This is a genomic window from Vibrio sp. 10N.247.311.49 (assembly GCF_041467655.1).
Lineage (GTDB): Bacteria > Pseudomonadota > Gammaproteobacteria > Enterobacterales > Vibrionaceae > Vibrio > Vibrio crassostreae_C.
The window spans coordinates 1-22,081 of the sequence record NZ_JBFSVA010000008.1; the positions used below are offsets into that span (position 1 = coordinate 1).

16 protein-coding genes are annotated in these 22,081 nt (G+C 44.9%); 4 read left to right on the forward strand and 12 right to left on the reverse strand.

What is annotated here, in order from left to right; translation table 11 throughout:
* Positions 1-519, forward strand: a 519-nt coding sequence (locus AB6E54_RS09960; RefSeq protein ID WP_372168868.1) for an IS5 family transposase, incomplete at its 5' end; no start/stop codon positions are given.
* A 372-nt stretch (positions 520-891) separates the two neighbouring features.
* Here the strand turns inward: AB6E54_RS09960 and rsgA are convergent.
* From rsgA to malT, 6 genes are all read right to left on the reverse strand, one after another.
* Complete coding sequence (gene rsgA / locus AB6E54_RS09965) at positions 892-1,956, reverse strand: ribosome small subunit-dependent GTPase A (RefSeq protein WP_372107306.1); 1,065 nt, start codon at positions 1,954-1,956, stop codon at positions 892-894.
* A gap of 469 nt (positions 1,957-2,425) precedes the next feature.
* A complete protein-coding gene (locus AB6E54_RS09970) occupies positions 2,426-2,884 on the reverse strand; it encodes a copper chaperone PCu(A)C (protein ID WP_065583786.1) in 459 nt (152 codons plus the stop codon).
* 85 nt (positions 2,885-2,969) lie between these two features.
* Positions 2,970-3,566: an SCO family protein gene (locus AB6E54_RS09975; protein WP_065583787.1), complete on the reverse strand. Its 597-nt coding sequence runs from the start codon at positions 3,564-3,566 to the stop codon at positions 2,970-2,972.
* A complete protein-coding gene (locus tag AB6E54_RS09980) occupies positions 3,563-4,003 on the reverse strand; it encodes a hypothetical protein (RefSeq protein WP_017064235.1) in 441 nt (146 codons plus the stop codon). The genes AB6E54_RS09975 and AB6E54_RS09980 overlap by 4 nt, the downstream gene beginning before the upstream one ends.
* A gap of 203 nt (positions 4,004-4,206) precedes the next feature.
* Positions 4,207-5,127, reverse strand: coding sequence for a DUF368 domain-containing protein (locus AB6E54_RS09985; RefSeq protein ID WP_017064236.1), 921 nt, complete (start codon positions 5,125-5,127; stop codon positions 4,207-4,209).
* A 590-nt stretch (positions 5,128-5,717) separates the two neighbouring features.
* The gene (malT, locus tag AB6E54_RS09990; RefSeq protein ID WP_229648267.1) at positions 5,718-8,426 is read right to left on the reverse strand and encodes an HTH-type transcriptional regulator MalT; all 2,709 of its coding nucleotides are present in this window, start codon (positions 8,424-8,426) and stop codon (positions 5,718-5,720) included.
* Between the two features lie 567 nt (positions 8,427-8,993).
* Here malT and AB6E54_RS09995 point away from each other — a divergent pair.
* The 3 genes from AB6E54_RS09995 (at position 8,994) to glgB (ending at position 16,169) form a co-directional block, all read left to right on the forward strand.
* Positions 8,994-11,447, forward strand: a complete 2,454-nt coding sequence (locus AB6E54_RS09995; RefSeq protein ID WP_102332726.1) for a glycogen/starch/alpha-glucan phosphorylase — start codon at positions 8,994-8,996, stop codon at positions 11,445-11,447.
* 185 nt (positions 11,448-11,632) lie between these two features.
* Positions 11,633-13,813 (forward strand): 4-alpha-glucanotransferase, encoded by a 2,181-nt coding sequence (gene malQ, locus AB6E54_RS10000; protein WP_017067441.1) that lies wholly within the window; start codon positions 11,633-11,635, stop codon positions 13,811-13,813.
* A gap of 175 nt (positions 13,814-13,988) precedes the next feature.
* Positions 13,989-16,169, forward strand: coding sequence for a 1,4-alpha-glucan branching protein GlgB (gene glgB, locus AB6E54_RS10005; RefSeq protein WP_017064240.1), 2,181 nt, complete (start codon positions 13,989-13,991; stop codon positions 16,167-16,169).
* 98 nt (positions 16,170-16,267) lie between these two features.
* Here glgB and AB6E54_RS10010 read toward each other — a convergent pair whose 3' ends face one another.
* From AB6E54_RS10010 to AB6E54_RS10035, 6 genes are all read right to left on the reverse strand, one after another.
* Positions 16,268-16,732: a hypothetical protein gene (locus tag AB6E54_RS10010; protein ID WP_065583791.1), complete on the reverse strand. Its 465-nt coding sequence runs from the start codon at positions 16,730-16,732 to the stop codon at positions 16,268-16,270.
* A gap of 223 nt (positions 16,733-16,955) precedes the next feature.
* On the reverse strand, positions 16,956-17,795 hold the full coding sequence (locus AB6E54_RS10015; RefSeq protein ID WP_017064241.1) for an energy-coupling factor transporter transmembrane protein EcfT: 840 nt from the start codon (positions 17,793-17,795) through the stop codon (positions 16,956-16,958).
* A complete protein-coding gene (locus AB6E54_RS10020; RefSeq protein ID WP_017064242.1) occupies positions 17,792-19,486 on the reverse strand; it encodes an ABC transporter ATP-binding protein in 1,695 nt (564 codons plus the stop codon). Before AB6E54_RS10020 ends, AB6E54_RS10015 begins: the two co-directional genes overlap by 4 nt.
* A 6-nt stretch (positions 19,487-19,492) precedes the next feature.
* Complete coding sequence (locus AB6E54_RS10025) at positions 19,493-20,041, reverse strand: ECF-type riboflavin transporter substrate-binding protein (RefSeq protein ID WP_065583792.1); 549 nt, start codon at positions 20,039-20,041, stop codon at positions 19,493-19,495.
* Positions 20,042-20,343: 302 nt separating this feature from the next.
* Positions 20,344-21,474 carry an HlyD family secretion protein gene (locus AB6E54_RS10030; RefSeq protein WP_372107308.1) on the reverse strand — a complete coding sequence of 377 codons (1,131 nt, stop codon included), beginning with the start codon at positions 21,472-21,474 and terminating at the stop codon, positions 20,344-20,346.
* Positions 21,474-21,869, reverse strand: coding sequence for a DUF3302 domain-containing protein (locus tag AB6E54_RS10035; RefSeq protein WP_017064245.1), 396 nt, complete (start codon positions 21,867-21,869; stop codon positions 21,474-21,476). The genes AB6E54_RS10030 and AB6E54_RS10035 overlap by 1 nt, the downstream gene beginning before the upstream one ends.
* Positions 21,870-22,081: the final 212 nt, after the last annotated feature.

A 22,081-nucleotide genomic window follows, 5' to 3' on the forward strand; every position in this document is an offset into this window, starting at 1 on the left:
AAAAAACATGGTACTGACGGGAAGCGTCGAGTTTGGCGTAAGCTCCATTTAGCCGTAGACACTGGCACTCATGAAATCATTGCGGCTGAGTTAAGTTTATCGAATGTCACTGACGGTGAAGCTCTTCCTAATTTACTGAATCAAACTCGTCGTAGAATCAATGAGATATCTGGTGATGGAGCTTACGATACAAGACAATGCTACGAAGCAATACGTATTAAACAAGCTGTTCCACTTATTCCACCGAGAGAAGGTGCTGCTTTTTGGTTACGAGGTCACCCCCGTAATCTGGCGGTAGCTTGCCAGAAATTATACGGCTCAAATAAACATTGGAAAAAGAAGTACGGTTACCATAAACGGTCACTTTCAGAGACGGCTATGTTCCGTGTAAAGACACTGTTTGGTGGGCGATTAAGTTTAAGAAACTATAATGCTCAGGTTGGTGAAACCTACGCCATGATTAAAGCGTTGAATAAGCTCACAGGGTTAGGTATGCCTAAAACGATAGAAATAGCCTAATAATCACCCATACTGGCCGTTTCTATCTGAGATCCAATTAGGAAACAAAGCCACTTTATGTTCGTTATATTCAGTCAATCTGATAGTAAAAGTGACGCGATTAATCGTATTTTAACTTTATTGTTCAAGGGCGAATTATATTGAACTGGATAAAGAGAATCATTAACGTGATGATTAACTCGCTAAGAAAAATTCCAACTATTATAAATGGTGAATTTTTACTTTCGGAAGCAGACGATATCTTAATATTAATATCCCTTGTTGATGAGGAAGGGAATTTGTAGATAAAGCCCCACGCGATTGACACGTGGGGCTCGGTGTTTCAGCTCAGCGTTGAGCGATTAACTCAGATTACCGTCAATATCCAACTGCTTAAGCTGAGCCTTTCTTAATATTGCGGCTTTCTGACTGTACGTTTCGGTACATTTTGGAAAGCTGCTTATTGTTAGCGCGTTGCTCTGCAAGAGAAGCGCCGTTTCTTGCTTGCTCTCTCAGTAGCTTTTGATAGTTAGTAAATCGTCTTTCAGACAGTTCACCACTCTCAATGGCAGCCCTTATCTTGCATCCCGGCTCTGATTCATGATGACAATCAGAGAAGCGGCAGTGCATTGCTAACTCTTCGACGTCTGAAAAAGTTTCACTCACGCCTTCAGCGCAGTCTGCAAGTTGTAGCTCTCGCATTCCTGGAGTGTCGAGAAGCAAGCCACCTGATGCGAGCAAGTGGAGTGATCGTGATGTGGTTGTATGACGACCTTTACTGTCGTCTTCACGAATACCACCAGTTGCCTGCGATGCTTCACCTAGCAATGAGTTAACCAAAGTCGACTTACCCACACCAGAAGAGCCCATTAGCGCGACGGTCTTGCCGATTTTACACCAAGGTGAAAGTACTTGGGTTGAGTCTTGATCTAGGCTGTTGACCGCTTCGATCATCAGCATTGGGTCTAGGCTTTGTACTTGCTGTACTTTGTCTTGGTAGTCGTCACACAAGTCTTTCTTGGTGAGTACGATAACGGCTTCAACTTGCGCTTCATTAGCGAGAGCGAGATAACGCTCGATGCGGCTTAGGTTAAAGTCGTTATTTAACGACACCACGATAAAAACCGTGTCGATATTGGCTGAAATATATTGTTCAGCTACGCGACTGCCAGCAGCTTTACGGCGGAAGAGCGATTGACGGTCTAGTAAGCGGTCGAATTGCAGATCAGAGTTCAAAATCACCCAGTCGCCAACGGTCATTGCCGGTTGGTTTTGGTGGATGGGTAGAACAATTTCACCTTGCTCTGACGCTAATGTATAGCCACTACGGTGATGTGCGACGATACGAGCAATGACGGAGTGGTCATAGTCTTCGAGTGTCAGTTGTTGTTGGAATACAGGTTGCCATCCAAGTTGTTGAAGTGACATTGGATGAGAAAATGCGTTTTGTGAATTCATGTCTATTTACCCAGACGTGCGAGCTTTCTTTTCTTATGAGAGCATTAACGTCTTGTAAGATCTCAGGTTGTTGATGAGATCGAAAAGCGTTAGTCATATCAAAAAGCGTCGAGACGTCAAAAATGTTTTGTGCTTGGGTCGAATTCAAATAGATAGGACCCCGGATTTAGTCATGCGTTGTTGGGCATGCAGGTATTGATCACTTATGATCAACAGTAAACCGGGTAAAAGTGTGCGGTCGTCAATGGATGACGATAAGTTGGTAGATCGGTGTTTAAGTTTGATTAACCAAACAAATTAACGCGTTACTTTTACTGCCAGTTTTAGTGTGTTCATTACAATCATCTTCTATTCTCCTTGGTTTATTGATGTGTTCAGGCTTTGAATAAAAAGCGCGCTCAGTTTAACAAAAAGCCACGATGGCGAGAAGTCCTCGTGGCTTAATTTATTTCATTGATTATGAATCCGATTAGTGATGATCGTGATTCATCTTTTTCATGCCGCTCATTACTTTCTTAACCGGCGCGTCAAAGGTTTGCGTTTCACCGTTAGCGAAAGTCAGAGTCATTTCGATCTGCTCACCTTCTTTTAGACCATCTTTTAGGTCGAACAACATGATGTGTAGGCTACCTGGCTTTAGTACCGCTTCACCATTTGCAGGGATTGTGATTTGTTGAACTTGGCGCATCTTCATTACGTCGCCGTCAACGATAACATCATGAAGTTCTACCTTTCCTGCTGCTGGCGTTGTCGCAGAAACAATAGCGCGATCTTTATCGCTGTGGTTCATCAGAGTCGTGAATACCGCGCTGTTCACTGCTGAAGGCGGTGTTGCACGAGCGTACGCGTCATGAACCATAATGTCGCTATTAGCGTGAGCAAGGGGAGTGAGCAATAAGCCTGCTAGAGCAAGTGCTTTTAACTTCATGTTGTTGTCCTTAATTTTTATGTTTTGGTCTGGGACCTGACTTTTTTGTTCGAACTTTATTGGTTAAGTTCTTTATTTTTACGTTTTACTGCGTCAATTGGTTGATGGCCTCAACAATCGGCGCTGGCGTTAACGTATGCGGCACTTTGGTAATCAAGGTACCGTCGGGCTTTAAAAAATAAAAATATGAGCTGTGGTCAAGGGTGTATTCCAACTCTGAACCTTCCAGCTTGGTCTTTCTGAAAATAACACCGTAGTTGTGTGCAAGCGTGGTTGTCACATCCAAAGGACCACTTAATCCTTCCATCATTGGGTGGAAGTATTGTGCGTATTCGTATGAGGCCTCTGCTGCATCACGCTCAGGGTCGAGAGAGACAAACATCGGGCGAATCTTGGCTTTTGCTTCATCAGAGACTTGGTTAAGTGCTCCGGCCAACATAGCCAAAGAAGTGGGGCACACATCTGGGCAGCGTGTGAAACCGAAGTAAACGATACGAATTCTGTCATCGGTTTGGTCAAAGATTTCCGTTGGTTGGTTGTCTTTGCCGAAAAGAGTCGTTGCGGAGAACTCTTGTTTTGCAGCGTGTTGTTCTTGAACTTCGTTTTGCCCATCAAGATAGCTTTTGACACCAAAGCCAAGTACAAAAGCGACAACCAATGCTAACGACCAATTTCTACTCATCTTGCCATCCTTATTGCAGGTTTTACGGTTTCAACACCATCGGTGAGCTCACCAAGCCAAGTCATGTGATCCATGGTACACACGGGTAAAATGACATCACCTTCATAGATGTTGTTACCAGTATTTTTTAATTGGAAACGTGCTGAGCCCATTTCCATCTCTAAACCGGTCAGCGATAGCATCAAGGTTTCAGAGGCCGCGCCTTCCCACACCACTTTGATTTTTGTTGGGACTAGAGGTTGAGCTGTTTCATGCTCAAGGGTCATAGCAACGCTGTCTTGCTCACACCATGTTGTTGAAAGCATGCAGTAGTCATCTAAGTTGACGTCAGGAGAGTGGCTCTCTACTACCGATTTAAATTGCTCAACTGCCTGTGGTCCATAAAAGCCAGCGACCAGCGCAATACCGAGCGCAGCAACCTTTAATGCTGGGTGCATGTCGTGTTCTCATTTGATTTTATAAGAACGGCGATGGTATCACACCACTCAATACGTGCTTGTATCAAAAAGCAATTTTGTGCGTATGGTAGAACTAAAAAAGCGAAGCCATTGGCTTCGCTTTTGTCTGTTTAATAGATATGTGAGCTTAGTATTTCTAAGTTCTATCCATTCTGAACATGTTCCAGAAATACGTTGAATGATTAGTCAGCGTTACGCTCTGCGAACTTCTCCAGGCCTAAAACCAATGCAATCGCAGCAAACATCATCACAATCGCCATGACCAACTGAGAAGGCTGAGAGGTTACCGCTTCAAAATCAAACGGTGATAGGTTTTCTTGAATCAGAGGAACTTGTTCACCTTTTGAGTTTGTGCGCCAGCTGATGGTCTCTTTCCAAGGCCAGATCTTAGGCAGCGTACCGATCATCAAACCGGTTAAGAATACCAATGTGAAGTCGCGGAATGAACGCAATAGCCAAGACAGTACATGTGAGAAAGTCAGCAGTCCGATCACACAGCCCGCAAGGAATAGCGCAAGTACATCGACTTGAAATGATTTAACGGCGCCAAGCACGGGGCCATACATGCCAATCAGGAGCAGAATAAAGCTGCCTGAAATACCGGGTAAAATCATCGCGCAGATAGCAATCGCACCCGCAATCAATACGTTGATGCTGGTTGGTTCCATTTGCAGCGGTTTAAGCACGGTAATGCTATAAGCGAAAGCAACGCCAAGCAGCAAAAACACGAAGCGAATCATATCGCGTTTCTCTACTTGCTTAAGAATATGGAAAACCGAGACCAAGATCAGGCCGAAGAAGAAAGACCACAGTGGAACAGGGTGGGTGACTAATAACCAAGAAATCAATTTTGCGAATGTCGCAATGCTCGTGAATACGCCCGCGAACAGTGAAATTAGGAAGAAACCATTGATGTGATTAAACGCGGCTTTGAAGCCTTCGCGTTTCCATAAGCCAAGTACGCTAGGGTTAATTCTGCGAATGCTTTCTAGCAGCGTATCGTAGATACCAGTGATGAATGCGATGGTTCCGCCCGACACGCCAGGAACAACGTCTGCTGCGCCCATAGCCATGCCTTTGAAAAAAGTACTTAAGTAGTTCATTGCTTCATAGAGTTGAGGATGATTTTGTGCAGTATACAAACTTTAGTGTAAAAAAAGTATGAATATGCTTTTGGGGAAGGGCTTTTATTACTCTATTAATTGTAAGGCAATAAGTTGAAGTGAATATTTGCCTAACATTTAGATAACAACCACTTAGTGATTTGTCATTAAGAGCAGCGATGAAACTGATCTCTTATCGATATTGCATCTTGGTTGCATTATGCAAATGCACTTTGCAATTCGCATGACAAATTCATGGTTTTTATGCGATGCAGGGCTTATAAAACGTCGAATAAAAGTTGGCACGCTAACTGCATTATATACATTGATCCTTCTTAAGCCGAGGGTCACCTAGCCAACTGACGTTGTTAGTGAACCTATGATTTGTTCACAAATATATAGAGCCAATCGCGATTATTGCGGTTGGCTATTTTTTTGCCTGTCGTTTGGTGATCGTCTTTTTACTTTTCCCATTCCTACATTTTTAGGTTCTAAACTTCAGATGAAAAAAAAGCCAGCCACCATCGGTGACTAGCTTATGTTTTCTCGAATCAATCTCGAATCAATCTCGAATCAATCTCGAATCCGTTTTAGTACCCCATCAACTGCAGCAAGTTTTCCGCTGTGCTGATTGCTTCTTTACGGTTAGCAATATTGAGTTTTTGGTAAAGGTTACGGATGTGAGTCTTGATCGTGGTACCCGCTACATCGAGTTCTTGAGCGATCTGCTCATTACTGAATCCTGAATAGATCAGACCAAGCACTTGCCATTCACGCTGAGTGAGTGGGCTAGTGCGCACCAGCTCAGGGATATTCGGGTGATTAACCAAGTTCTCAACAAAGTCTTCATCGAAATGCACCGAACGACTGCGTTGGGTCGTGGAGATATCCTTCATGATTTGTTGCGCGCGGTGACGTTCTAAATCACCTAAGCCAGGCTTGTTGCTCAACTTATCCAAGATATGCCCGATAGTCCCACCGTCGACTAAGAAGTTACCGACCATACCGGTTTGGTTAGTCATATGAAGCGCTTCTTCAAGCAGTACTCGTGCGCTGTCTTCATCGTTAATTTGTGTACGTAACACGGCTTCAACGATCAAGTTGCGGTTGGTGTCTGTAATCAGGTGCGAACGCTGGGCTTCACTCTTAAGGAAAGTTAGCGCTTCTTCTGCGTCTTCATACTGCTCAAGGATGATGTGAGCACGAACGATGTTTCGCCACTGAAGTTGGCAGAAGTGGTTACTTGCCGATTCAGGTCGAACCGCCACACTCAGCCAATCACGTATCGCCTCTTTATCGCCTTTTACTTGCCAGAACAGAATCAAAGAAAGAGAAGCATTTGCCGTCCAATCTACGTGGTAAGTCGATTGACGCAATAGGTGCTGAATCTGGTCGATAAATTTCGACGCTTTATCAATCTCACCACGGCTCAATGAAATACGAGCCAACATAGAATAGCTGTGCAGGTGTTTACTCGGAGAGTGGTGACCAAGGATATCTAAGCCTTTGTAGCAACACTCTTCCGCTTCATCTAGTCGGTTCCAACACCAGAAGATCTGAGCGCGAACACGCAGCAAGAATTCGTGCAGAGGTACGTATTGCAGCTGATGTTCTTCAATCAATTTGAATGCACTGTCTTGTAGCTCAAATGCAGCTTGAACATAACCTTGAGCAATCAAGATTTCGCTTTGTTGCAGAATCGCCCACAGGGCCTGATGGTAAACCTGATACTGACGTGCCAGTTTTTCTGTTTGTTGCATCATCGGTAGCGCACGGCTTAGGTTACCCATTACGTGATTCACTTCGCCTACAACCGAGGTTGCGACAATGCGGCTACGATAAACGGTGGTGTTCAACTGACTCAACGAAAGCTCAGCCAATTCCAATGCTTTCTCAGGCTCATTGCTGTTGATGGCAACTTGTGCGCGTAAGGCGTTGTATTGGCCTTGCTGCTGAGTATCGAGTTCAATGTTTCGAGCTTGATATTGAGTCTCAGCCTCTTCCAACAAAGTACCCACTTGGTCATAACGGTGCTGACTTTGTGCAAGCCAAGCACGCAACATCGAAAGCTTTGGCTCACTGTATAGTTGATCTTTGGTTAGCTGTTTGATCGCCATTTCTAATGACGAAAGCTCACCTTGGTTGAACATCGGCCAACCGTGCTCAGTCAGGATTTGAATGATCAGTTCTGGATCTTCAGCGCGCTGTGCGTGACGTAGTGCTTGGTGTGGTGTGTTTTGCTTGATCCACGCTTTTGCAGCACTTCGATGCAGTTCAGCTTCTTGCTGAGGAATTCGAGCTTGGCGCTCATGTGCGAGGAATTCACCAAACAAGTTATGGAAGCGATACCAGTTCTTTTCACCTTCAAGCGGGTAGATGAACAAACCAAAACGGTTGAGTGATTCGATCATACCTAACGCATCTTCACGCTGTGTAAGTGCACACACAAGCTCATCGTTGAAGTGATCAAGCACAGAACATTGCATCAAGAACTGTCGGGTTTCTTTGTCTAGCAGGTCGAATACTTCTTCAACCAAGTAGTCCCAAAGATGGGCGTGGTTAAAGTGAGAGAATGACTCTGCGGACTGTGCAAGAGTGCGTTTTTGGTGTTGTGCTTGTAGCGCGATAAGTTGTAGTGCAGAAGGCCAACCTTCTACATAACTACAAATGCTATCTGCCGTCGTGTCATCAATGCCGTCGGCTACGCGTTGGTTGAAAAAGCGTGTGGTTTCTTCGGTATCAAACGCCAACGAGTCATTACCTAATTCGATCATTAAGTCACGAACGCGCAGGTTTGCTGTACCAAGTGGTGGCGTACCACGACTGGTGACAACCAACGTTAGGTTATCGGGCATGTGTTTGAGGAAGAAGCGCATGGCTTCGTGGATGTCGTCATTGTTGACCAAGTGATAGTCATCCAACACCAGAAAACACTCGTGATGGAATTCCGACATCTCGGCAAATACTTCACTTAATAAAGAATGCAGCGATGAAAACTGTCGTTTTTCTGCCAGCTTTTGGGCATTCGGACAGGCATTTTGAGTCGCTTTATTAAGTGATTGAAGTAGGTAGTTGATAAAGCGGAAGGCATCGTTGTCGCTATCATCAATGCTGTACCAACCCACATTGGGTTTATCTACCAACCATTGTGCAGCCATGGTGGTTTTGCCGTAGCCCGCTGGAGAGCGGAACAACACAAGCTTATAGCAATCTGCATTGTGAAGCAGATCGAGAACCCTAGGTCGTAGGATTGCATTATGTAAGCGGCCGGGACGAGTCAGTTTCGAAGGGATCCACATATCGAAGTTTTACACCTATTCCGTGGCTATGTTCTGGAATATCCCAATCTATCGTTGAGTGCACTCCAATGACATGAGCCTAATTACTTAAGTCTTTACTCATATTACGTGAAGCCAAACGTTACCGACTACGATCCTCCTCAGAAACCTTGCACTCCTGCATGTTTTTGGGTGTCTACGCCCTTTATTTGAGACTTTGCTCACGTTGCGGGTTGGTTTGTGAATGTGACTTCGTTCATCCCTACACGGGAATCTATGCAAAAGATGAGAGTTGGAAATTATTTTCGTGATCTGAATATCAGATTTGACAATGACTTTAATCTGGTTAAATAAAAGTCACATCAATTGAAGTTAAGTTATCGAACGGGAGCTTGTGATCTTAGTCACTCCAAGTTTTTGTTCTCAGTCAGAACATGAGAGTCAGATCACTAACCCTAAGTCGGTACGCCCCCTACGCCCTCCCATCTACTCCTAGTCAGTTGCATTAGCGGGAGGATGTTTAGTTTATGGTGACCATGCACGATATGTCACAGATGAATTAGAACTATTAAAAGCGAGATTTCTGAAATGAAACCAACTCAGCAAAAAACTTTCGATAAAGTGTCATTCCAAGAGAGTGTTAAGAAACATTTATCTGCAACCTACGCAACAACCGTTGAAACAGCAGACAGCCGTTCATGGTATCTAGCAATGGGTCGTGCTCTTGCAGAGCTAACGACTTTTGACCTGCTAGAAACTGAAAATGATGAAAAAATTAAGAACGCTAAGAGCGTTAACTACCTATCACTAGAGTTTTTGATTGGTCGTCTAACAGGTAACAACCTGATCAGCATGGGTCTTTACGAACAGATCACTCATGCAATGGAAGAGCTAGGTCAAAACCTAACTGACCTTCTAGAAGAAGAACGCGACCCATCACTAGGTAATGGTGGTCTTGGTCGTCTAGCTGCTTGTTTCATGGATTCTTGTGCCGCTCAAGAATACCCAACAGTAGGCTACGGTCTTCACTACGAGTACGGTCTATTCAAACAATCTTTCCAAGACGGTCGTCAACAAGAAGCACCTGACGCATGGCGTGGTGTTGAAGGTTACCCATGGGAAGTAGCTCGTCCAGAACTAGCACAACATATTGGTTTTTACGGTCATGTAGACGTTGAATTCGTTGACGGTAAAGAAGTTCGTACTTGGGTTCCAGGTATGGAAGTAAAAGCAATGCCTTGGGATCTACCTATCGTAGGTTACGAGTCAAACACGGTTTACCCGCTGCGTCTTTGGGAATGTCAGGCAATCGCACCATTCTCGCTAGCAAGCTTTAACAACGGTGATTACTTCGAAGCGCAACACTCGCTAATCGATGCAGGTAACATCACTAAAGTTCTTTACCCGAACGACAACCACGAGAAAGGTAAGACTCTGCGTCTAATGCAGCAGTACTTCCATTCAGCAGCATCGGTTCGCGATATTCTACGTCGCCACGAAGCAGCAGGTTTCTCTCTAGAAGATCTGCCTAAGCAAGAAACGATTCAGCTGAACGATACACACCCAACGATCGCGATTCCTGAGCTAATGCGCATCCTGATTGACGAGAAAGGTCTATCTTGGGATCAAGCATGGGAAATCAGTGCTCACACGTTCGCTTACACGAACCACACACTACTTCCAGAAGCGCTAGAGACTTGGTCTGAATCTTTAATCAATCGTCTTCTTCCACGTCACATGGAAATCATCTTTGAAATCAACCACCGCTTCATGCAAGAAGTTCGCAAGATGTGGCCTGGTGATGGTGAGAAGCAAGCGAAGCTTTCTATCATCCAAGAAGGTTTCCACCGTATGGTTCGCATGGCAAACCTATGTGTGATTGGTTCTTACAAAGTAAACGGTGTAGCTGCGCTTCACTCTCAACTGGTTAAGAAAGACTTGTTCCCTGAATTCAACGAAATCTTCCCAGGTAAACTGACTAACGTAACGAACGGCATCACGCCACGTCGTTGGTTGAAGTTCTGTAACCCAGGTCTATCTGCGCTAATCACGGGTAAGATCGGCACTGAATGGCCAGCAAAACTTGAGCAGCTAGAAGGCATCGCTAAGTTTGCAACAGACGCGAAATTCCAAAAAGAATTCATGGCTGTTAAGAAAGAAAACAAACAGCGCCTAGCTGATTGGGTTCAAGAGAACATGGGTATCGAGCTAGATACTAACGCTATCTTTGACGTTCAAATCAAACGTCTTCACGAATACAAGCGTCAGCACCTAGATTTGCTACACATTCTATCTCTGTACCACCGTATTCTTAACGAACCTGGTTTCGAGTGTGAGCCACGCGTATGTTTCTTCGCAGCGAAAGCAGCACCGGGTTACCACCTAGCGAAAGAGATCATCTTCGCGGTTAACAAGATTGCAGAGAAGATCAACAACGACCCTCGCATCGGTAACAAACTGAAAGTGGTATTCATTCCTGACTACCGTGTAAGCATGGCTGAAATCATCATCCCTGCAGCAGACGTTTCTCAGCAAATCTCACTAGCGGGTAAAGAAGCATCTGGTACGGGCAACATGAAGATGGCTCTAAACGGCGCGCTAACTATCGGTACGATGGATGGTGCAAACGTTGAGATTCGTGAAGAAGTGGGTGATGAAAACATCTACATCTTCGGCCTAGACGTTGATGGTGTTCAAGCTCTGAAAGCTCAAGGCTACAACCCATACGACTACTACAATGCAGACCCACTACTGAAAGCATCTCTAGACCTACTGACTGGCGATGAGTTCACTCCAGGTCAACCAGGCCTTCTACGTGCAACGTTTGATAGCCTGCTAGACGGTGGTGACCCTTACCTATGTCTTGCTGACTTCGCATCTTACGTGAAAGCGCACGAAGACATGGGCACGCAATACAAAGACCAAGCAGGTTGGGCTAAGAAAGCAATTCTTAACACAGCATTGGTTGGTAAGTTCACATCAGACCGCTCTATCCGCGACTACGTGAACAACATCTGGAAACTTGAAGCGGTTAACCGTTAATACTTCCAAAGTAGCCAAGGCAGTTTCTGCCTTGGCTCAATTAGCTTGTGAGCAAACGAAAGGCTTAAAGGTTTCGTTTATAAACAAGCTGCTTACAAACCGATTGTCACAAGCTAATTGATTAGTAAAAATTAAATTAACAACCCTACAAAATAGAAAGCGTCAGAACGTTTTCGGAGAGAGCGATGAAAGAACAGACCGTATTAAAACAAGTCGCAGAAATGGCAAACATTGCCGACAGTTACGTTAGTGCGTGGGGCGATGAAGCACAAGTATCAGACGAGACGATCACGTCTCTATTGGCTTCGTTGGGCTACGATACAAGCAGCGATGATGCACTGCTTAAGTCAGCAGAAAGAAAACACAAAAAAGATGTACTAGACCCAGTTCTTGTCTTGCGTGACGGTGAGCCAGTAGAAGTGGCGCTTAATCTAGGTGTAAGTGCTCGTGAAAGTGAGTTCAGCTGGCGCTTAGAAACCGAGCAAGGAGAGGTACTTGAAGGCTATCTTCAATCTCAAGTCATTCGTGACGAGCGTGCCGAGGGTGGCCCTTTAGTGTTTGCATTGCCAAGTGATTTGGCATGGGGTTATCACAAGCTCATTGTGAGCCGTAAGCGCCGTAAGAAGCCTTACGAGATGACACTGATTATTACGCCAAAAGCGTGTTTCAAGCAGTCACCAATCGAGCAAGGCAAAAAGCTTTGGGGACCCAGTGTTCAACTTTATACCCTAAGAACTCAGCATAACTGGGGTATTGGTGATTTCGGAGACCTAAAACAGCTTGTTGCGGATATCGCTTCTCGTGGTGGTGACTTCGTTGGTCTAAACCCAATTCACTCATTGTTCCCTGCGAACCCTGAAGGTGCGAGCCCATATAGCCCATCTTCTCGTCGCTGGTTGAACATCTTATACATTGATGTGAGTTCAGTTCCTGAATTTGCACTAAGTGCAGAAGCACAACAAACAGTCGGCAGCGCAGAGTTCCAACAGCGTCTACAAAAAGCGCGTGAAGCACACTGGGTAAACTACACCGAAGTGTCTGAGCTTAAGATGAGCATCTTGCCTCTGCTATTCGCAGAATTTAAGACTCGTCATCTAGACAAAAACAGCGACCGTGCACAAGCGTTCTTAGCCTTCGTAGAAGAGGGTGGCGATAGCCTGATGCATCAAGCGGCGTTTGATGCTCTACATGGTGAACTGCATGCAGAAGATTCTGGCATGTGGGGATGGCCGGTATTCCCTGAGAAGTACCGTACATTCGACAGCCCAGCGACACAGAAATACATCAAAGAGAACTTAGAAAACGTTCATCTGTACATGTACCTGCAATGGCTAGCAGATTGCCAGATCAACGATGCACAGTCTCTTGCAGAAGAGAAGGGCATGGCTGTTGGCCTGTACCGTGACTTAGCGGTAGGTGTTGCAGATTCAGGCAGCGAGACTTGGGCTGACGAAGGCAACCTAGTGATGGATGCGAGCATTGGTGCTCCACCTGATATTCTTGGTCCTTTGGGTCAGAACTGGGGTCTACCTCCGTTAAATCCAGAAGTGCTTCAAGAAACAAGCTACGACGCTTACATCAAGCTACTTCGTGCGAACATGAAGCACTGTGGTGCACTGCGTATCGACCACGTTTTAGGTCTACTGCGTTTGTGGTGGATTCCAAAAGGTGAGAACGCAACTAAGGGCGCGTATATCTACTATCCAGTACAAGATATGCTGTCTATTCTGGCGCTTGAGTCTCACCGTTACCAATGTAGCGTTATCGGTGAAGATTTAGGTACGGTACCGGATGAGATTGTCGACATCCTTGCAGATGCTGGCGTGCATTCTTACAAAGTGTTCTTCTTCGAAACATCAGAAGACGACGGTGGTTTCATCTCACCAAAACACTACGCATCACAATCGATGGCGGCGCTGTGTACTCACGATATGCCAACGCTTCGCGGCTTTTGGCACTGTGATGACCTAAAAATGGGCCAAGAGATTGGCTTATACCCAGATGCAGAACAATTAGAAACCTTGTTCGATGACCGCCTAGAGTGCAAGCAAGGTATCTTAGATTCAGTAGCATGGCATGGTTTCCTACCAGAAGGTGTGGGCCGCGATGCGAGCCAAGTACCGATGGACTCTTACCTTGCTGAGGCACTTCAACTGCACGTAGCGGCTGGTGGTTCAACACTACTGAGCGTTCAGCTAGAAGATTGGCTAGAGATGGACAAGCCAGTAAACATTCCTGGCACGGTTGATGAATACCCTAACTGGCGTCGTAAACTATCAATGAACTTGGACGAAATATTTGCTCACGAAGGCGTTAATCGTATCGCTTCTAAGCTGACTGACGTTCGAGAAAAAGCAGGTAAGTAATGATATTGAGTGACTTGAAATTAGGTGGTTTTTTGCTTACGCCGTACGAAACTACAACCTCGGTCACTCAATAATGAATGCTCATCTGGTAGAATAAACCGTCGTTATATTGCCCGCACTAATAGCGGGCATTTTTGTATTATGTTTTTTGGATGTTTGGTTAGGGAGAAACGTTTTGGAACTAAGTTCGATTTCAAAGCAAAAACAAATATATACCCAACTATCACAGGCTTGTTTCACAGACCCATTCGCGTTTTTAGGGCCATACCTACCTTCTGAGCAAGGTGCATTACGTGTGTGGATTCCTGGGGCAGATAAAGTCGAGTTGATTGTTGGAAAGGAACCTCGTATTGAGTTAGCGCGAGAGGGTGAAAGTGGTTTCATTCTTAAGCAAGAGAGAGACTTACGTTTTACTCACTATAAGCTTGCGGTTGATTGGGCTGGCGTAGAACAGATCATCGATGATCCTTACCAGTACCACGATCTGTACGCGAGTTATGAAGATCTTCATACACCGAAAGATATGTATCATCACATGGGGGCTCAGTTTATTACGCTAGAGCGTGATGGACAGACGATTTCAGGTACGCGTTTCTTGGTGTACGCACCGCATGCAACTGCGGTAAGCTTGGTGGGTAACTTCAACGCTTGGGATGGTCGCCGCCACCCAATGCAACGCCTAGATTACGGTATGTGGGGCTTATTCATTCCTGAACTGGAAGAAGGCGCTCAATACAAGTTTGAATTAAAAGGACCAAATGGCGAAGGCTTACCACACAAAGCTGACCCATGGGGTTTCTACTCTGAGCAATACCCATCGTTCTCATCTGTAACTTACGATCACGCTCGTTACCAGTGGCAAGATACTCAATGGCAAAATCGCCCGGTAACGCAAAAGCGCAAAGAAGCGCTTTCGTTCTATGAATTGCATGCAGGTTCTTGGAAGCGTAACGCTGAAGGTGAATTCTTAAATTATCGCGAGCTTGCGGCAGAGCTGATCCCATACCTAACGGATCTTGGCTACACGCACGTTGAACTAATGCCAGTTTCAGAACATCCATTCTACGGTTCTTGGGGCTATCAGCCTGTAGGTCTATTTGCACCGACTAGCCGTTTTGGCTCTCCAGATGATTTCAAATACTTCGTCGATCAATGTCACCAAGCGGGTCTTGGCGTTGTTCTGGACTGGGTTCCTGCTCACTTCCCAAGTGATGATCACGGCCTAGCAAACTTCGATGGTACGCCATTATTCCATGATCCAGATCCACGTCGTGGTTGGCATCAAGATTGGAACTCGTACATTTACGATTTAGGCAAAGAGCATGTTCGTCGTTTCTTAGTTTCTAATGCACTGTACTGGTTCGAGCAATTCCACATTGATGGCATCCGTGTTGATGCGGTTGCTTCGATGTTGTACCTCGACTATTCGCGTAGCCATGACCAATGGATCCCGAATGCGGATGGCGGCAACGAAAACTACGACGCTATCGCAACCCTTAAGTGGATGAACGAAGAAGTGTATAAACACTTTCCGAATGCGATGACGATTGCTGAAGAATCAACGGCTTTCCCTGGTGTTTCAGCACCGACTTTTATGGGCGGCTTAGGCTTTGGCTTTAAGTGGAACATGGGTTGGATGCACGACAGCTTGTCTTACATTCAAGAAGACCCAATCAACCGTAAATATCACCACGATACGATTACCTTCCCACTGGTTTACGCACACAGTGAGAATTATGTATTGTCTCTGTCTCACGATGAGGTGGTTTACGGTAAAGGTTCTATCCACAACAAGATGCCTGGTGATGAATGGCAGCAAACGGCAAACCTACGTGCTTATATGGGTTACATGTATGCGCAACCAGGTAAGAAGCTGAACTTCATGGGTGCAGAATTTGGTCAGACGGCTGAATGGAACCATGACGACCAGCTGCAATGGTTTTTGCTGGATTACGAGCGTCATCAAGGTGTTCAGCGTTTAACGAAAGACCTGAACAATCTGTACCGCTCTGAAGCTGCAATGCACGATCTTGATTTTGATCCGAAAGGCTTTGAATGGCGTCTACAGGACTCTGCTGAAGCGAGCATTCTTGCGCACGAGCGCATCAGTGAATCTGGTGAGCGAGTATTGATAGTGTCTAACTTTACGCCAGTGCCTCACGAGCATTTCCGCTTAGGTGTTCCTGCAAAAGGTGAATACGCATTGTTGTTGAATACAGACTCTGTCGACTATGCAGGCAGCGGTTTTGAAGTGAAGCAGACTGCTGAGATTGAATCTGTAGAGAGCGAAGGGCTAGACACATCGATTGAGCTGCGTTTGCCGCCGTTATCGACCGTTTTTTACAAGCTAAATTAGGTCTATAAGTTGAGCAGGTCATCGCTGCTCACTTTTCTGAAAGTCTAAAAAAGGGAACCCTAGGGTTCCCTTTTTCTATTTCAGTAAGCTGGTTAGCGTTACTTGAAGTTGGTGAGATAGAACATTGAGCGTCCGACTACCATTTCAAGGATTCGAACTGAGTCGTTGCCTAAACTGTCCAACATCTTTTCACGAAATTCGCCGTTCGAGCTGAGGTTAAATTGCTCAGGGTTCTTTATTTGCGAAGCATGGAAAAACATCAATTTAATCACGTATCGAAACTGCTCATTATCTAGAGCGGCTTGCCAAGATTGGATAAAAAGCGCTTCCGATGAAAAGTCTAGACCGTCTATAACGATCGATAGCATGTGTTCGTGAAGTACTGAACGAATAGCGCGGGTCGACGGATAATAGCCCTGAAGCGTCGTTAAACTAATGCCAATCTCTTGAGCAATCCTTGCATAAGTTAGTGCTTCATGTCCTTCAGCCAGAAAAAGGTTTAGTACGATCTCATCGTAGTTTTTTTGATTTTCTAGTTTTTGTACTTGAGTAATTCGAGCCATTACAAATCTCTACTGATTGTAACATTCTGTAAACGAGTATATTAAGAGCCTATGAATTAAATCTCAAACTCCAAGGGTAAATAACTGGTCAATTTATCGTTAAATATAGTCAGTATTGTGTCATTGGTTCAATTATCAATTAGATTTTGGCATAAACAAAAACACCGCCCTATTGAGCGGTGTGTTATTTAAAGTCTTTGTTTATCAATGCTAATTCAGATGACTAGAACGGATACCAAAATAACTGCGGCTCTAGAATGCGTTTCGCAATGGCTAACACCACGATAAAAGCGATGACACCTAAACAAACAAAGTCGATACGTTTCAAAGGTGCATAGCTATACCAAGTGCGAGCTTTGTGTCGGCCAAAACCTCGTAACGTCATTGCGTTAGAGATCTCGTCTGCTCGGTCCAAGCTAGAGAAAATGAGCGGGCCTAGAACCTTAGCCACATTTTTGATTCGAGTAATTAGAGGCGCTTTCTTTGAGAGCTCTACACCACGAGCCTGTTGAGCATGCATGATATTGATGAAGTCTTTCTTAACTTCTGGCAAGTAACGCAGTGTTAAGCTGACCGCATAGGCGATCTTGTAAGGAACACCGATACGGTTGAGGCTAGCTGCAAACTCAGTCGGATGCGTTGTGAAGACAAAAATCAACGCTATCGGGAACATGCTCATGTATTTGAGCGTCACAGTAACCAAGTAAAACAGAGTCTCTTGGCTCAACGAGTAGTTACCCGGCAATGTCAGCAATAAGGTTTTGCTGCCGATGAGCTCAGTACCTTGCTGTGGAGCCAGCAGATACATGAACAAAGCATTTAGGCTCAATACACTCGCCGTACCCAATAACAGAGGCTTATATACGCGTACAGGCACATTGGTCAGCTTTAGCAGGTATAAACCAGTCACAATAAGCAGTGCAATCAATCTTAGGTCGAACGTAGTTAAGACCACGGTTACCCAAGCTAAGAAGAGCGCAAATTTGGTGATGCCGTTAAGTGCATGAAGCGGTGATTTTGTATCAATGTAATTGATGCCGAATTTTACTTTTGATACGTTCATTGAGCGCTTCTCTCGTAGTCGATGAAGTACTGCATGAATGCGTTGGTGTCGTCGATTTTCATCATAGTCGCGAGTTCATAAATGCTGGTGGTACAAAGATTTGCGCGTTCTAACAGCGATGGCTGACTGAATACTTCCGTCATCGCGGCATTGGCAATCAGCTTGCTGTCAGCAATGACAATTGAGCGTGTGGTGTACTCTAGAACAAGGTGCATGTCGTGTGAAATGATCACGACGGTGATACCTAACTCGCGGTTAAGCTTTTGGATAAACGCCAGCATTGAGGTGTAGTTGCGGTAATCTTGACCCGCTGTTGGTTCATCCAAGATCAGAAGCTCTGGCTCCAATACTAAGATCGAAGCGATCGTTACGCGTTTTTTCTGACCGTAGCTTAGCGCTTCGATTGGCCAGTGGCGGAACTTGCTCAAGCCACACAGCTCAAGAACGTTTTCCACCTTCTCTTTGATTTCCTGCTCTGCAACCCCACGATTACGCAGACCGAATGCAACTTCATCAAAAATCATATGATGAGAGATCATATGATTTGGGTTCTGCATCACGACACCGACTTTCTGGCTTCTTTCAAAGATAGAAAGCTCAGATAGGTCTTCACCATTTAGATAGGAAGAGCCTGAATCGGCATCGATCACACCCATGATGAGTTTAGTGATGGTAGATTTGCCTGAACCGTTTTTGCCTAAGATTGAAACGAACTCACCCTTACCAATCTTAAAGCTGACATCTTCGAGAGCGTTCTTTTCACCATCGTAAGAGTAAGTCAGGCCGTGGACCTCAAGCAAAGGTTGGTACTGCTTCTCGGCAACTGGAGTCGGGCGCTCTGCAAACCAAGCCTGAACCGCAGGGCGGAATCTTTTGTAATCGAGAGCTTTGAGGTTTGATAGCTTATCTTCACTGGTCAAAGGTGCTTTCGCTGCCTTCAGAGCAGATAAATAAAGTGGTTCACGAATACCGTGTGTTTCAAGCAGTTCAGAAGCTAAGATTTCATCGGGTGTCATGTCCGCGACAATTTCACCGCGCTCCATCAAGATCACTCGATCGATATCGCGATGTAGTACATCTTCAAGGCGATGCTCGATGATGACTATAGTCTTGTTGGTTTCTTTATGAAGTTGGTCGATGATTTCGATAGTCGCTTTACCCGTTTTCGGGTCAAGGCTAGCCAAAGGTTCATCAAACAACAGGATGTCAACGTCATCAACTAAGATGCCCGCTAATGACACGCGTTGTTTCTGGCCGCCGGATAAATCATGTGGCGAGCGATCAAGCATATCTGCTAAGTCGACCATTTTTGCTGTCGACTTAACCAGAGGGTACATATCAATGTTCGACACTAACTGATTTTCCAGTGCGAATGCGATGTCTTCGCCAATACTCAAACCGACAAATTGGCTATCAGTATCTTGTAATACTGTGCCAACCTGCTCGGTATAGTCGTGCATAGAAAAATCAGAAATGTTCTTACCGTTGATCTCTAGAGAGCCAGTCACCTCACCTTTGATAGCATGAGGAATCAGACCGTTAAGGCATTGACCTAGGGTAGATTTACCACTACCACTTGGTCCAATAATGACGATTTTCTCTCCTTTCTCTATCCTTAGATTGATATTTTTTAGCGTCGGTTTATCCAGCGACTCATATCTAAAAGAGAAGTTCGAAAATGCTATAGTCATTATCGCTTATGCCTCAGTCAGGTTGCGGCTTTGTTTGTTGCGTTTAGCGACTGATTTTAGGATCAGTAAGCCCACAACAGCGATCAGAACGGTGTTACCCGCTGCGATGATAGACAGCTGAGTGAAGACTTTAGTAAACGGTTCTGCATAAAGGATGGTATCTAGGAATGCAGAGCAGCCGTAACCAACCACATTACCGGCAAGGGCAAGTACCACAAACAGCGCGAAGTCCTTCATAGGCAGTTCACCTTGTTGAAGGCGGTTCTTAGTCATCATTGGGAATAAGCCGATAACCATACCTACGATACCTGAGCCTAAAACCCAAGTTAACCACACGCCCCAGCCTGCGAATAGATCCGTAACCCAGTGACCGATAAAGCCAACTAAGAAGCCAACAATTGGGCCGAACAAAACAGAAAACAGTGCTAGAACTGCCATCGCTGGTTTCAATGTCGTGTTCGCAAACACTGGGACACCAAACATAGGTAAACCACCAATGCCGTACAGTGCCGCGCCAATGGCAATAACGACCACTGTTTTAGCTGAAAAGTTCATAGATAACCTCGAATACTGAAAGATAAAGCTTAATAAAGAACGAATATTCGCCATTATTAATATGCGTCTCAATGAGAACGTTTTTTGGGCAAATATAAAAAATAAGGCGCGCATTATACAGTAGAACCCTTCCATAAGGGAAGGTAAGTGTCTAGATGTCTAAAATTCCATCTGAACACCTAAATATCGTGTAAAAAGCGCAATTTTACGGTTAATCAAGCAACAAAAAAGCCAGAGCGGGTCTGGCTTTTTCATTCGTCTTAACAATGTGTTAAGCGGGTTCGTCACATATCTACGCCCGTTTAGTGGTCTAGGTATAGATAGTTTTGCCAACTCTTCATGCGAATAAGGACCTTACGCATGATAGACACGTGAGTGAAGCTGTCAGAATAAACGGCAACTTCAACCGCGGTACCCATAGGTAAATGGTAGTCAGACAGATCATCAGTGATGCTCAATTTAACAAACACACGACCACTGGTACGCAACGCATCAGTACCTAGAAGCGCGCCTCTAGCTTGGAATTGGCTCTCACCAATAGCTGGAATCACTTCATCAATACGTCCTTTGAATATCTTCCCTGGCAATGCTCTAAACAAGAACTCAGCTTCGTAACCCGGTTGCAGGCGTTGTAAGGAGTTTTGTCTGAACGCAGCGGTATAGAATTGTTCTTCTGTGTGAACAAACGTCATTACCGGAGCTAAAGGAAGCGGCACTGCCATAACGCCTGGGCGCAATGCTAGCTGCGTAACGTATCCGTCAGTGGGAGCTCGAACCACGGTTTGCTCTAAATCAAACTGAGCTTTACGCAATTCAGCCAGTAAGCTTAAAACGGCTGTATTCTCGCCACCAATTTCAGAGTCTAAGGCGATTTTTGCCTGTTCTAGATTAGCATCTGCCACTTTCACGGCGGCTTCTGATGCCTTGTAAGCTTGTCTGCGAGTATCTAATTGTTGCTCAGTGAAGGCTCCGCTGTCATAACCGCGCTTGTAACGAGAGAATTCACGTTGAGCTTTATCTCTTTCCGCGATGGCTTTGATTTTTGCAGCCTCTGCTTCAACCACTTCAGATTCCATTCCAAGCGCACCTTGGCTTGCTTCTTTTACCTTAGCTTCTAACCTTGCGACTTCAGCTTCGAATGGAACTGGGTCGATTTTGAAAAGAATATCCCCTTCCTTCAGAGGTTTGTTTGCTTCTACAGGCACTTCGATAACTTTACCCCTAACGCCTGAAACGACTGGCGTTGTTGAGTAAACTTGGTTACCGATTTGTGTAAATGGATGGTTGTAGTTCATTAGTAGAATTAGGGTACCTACTATGATCACACCTCCAAGTACGGCAGTAGGTACTGTCCATTTATTTAGCGGTATATTGAACACCTTGAAAATGGTGATACAAAGTGCCGCATAGGTCATTATCAGCAGTAAATCCATTACTTAGCCTCCTGATCTTGAACGTTGTTTGTCTCTTTCTCTGGACTGCTTTGTTCAGCACCTGCTTGCTTGAGCTGTGCGATTTCTTCCTGAAGAGTACTCACTTGATCGATGAGAATATCGACGCGATGATGAATATCGTGTTGTTCTTCTTCTAATTTAGCGAAGCCCCAACCACGATCTTTGCGCCATAATGTTGCCCAAATCCAAAGAAATGGCCAAATAGTATGTAAAGTGAATAGGCTAACCCAGCCTGAGACGTGAATAGCATCTTGATGAGGGTGATTGCGTTCTTTCGCAATTTCATAGGGAATATCGTGAATAACGATGATGCCGTAAAAGATTACTAATGCTACGAAAATAAGTAAGCCGAGCGCAAAGTAGTCTAAAAACATAACAGATCCTTGTAATGTTAGATATTAGTTATAAATATACTACGCTATCATCCAAGTAATTGTTATAAAAATGATTTACCGAGTTGAAAATAATGTGTTGTCGCTTCTAATGCGAATAAAAGCATTGATGAATCTTATAAAATTTCATCGCGTTTGAAGAGGCTATTTCGGCTTTCTGGTTGGTATTTCAGCTGAAATGATGACAGCTACGA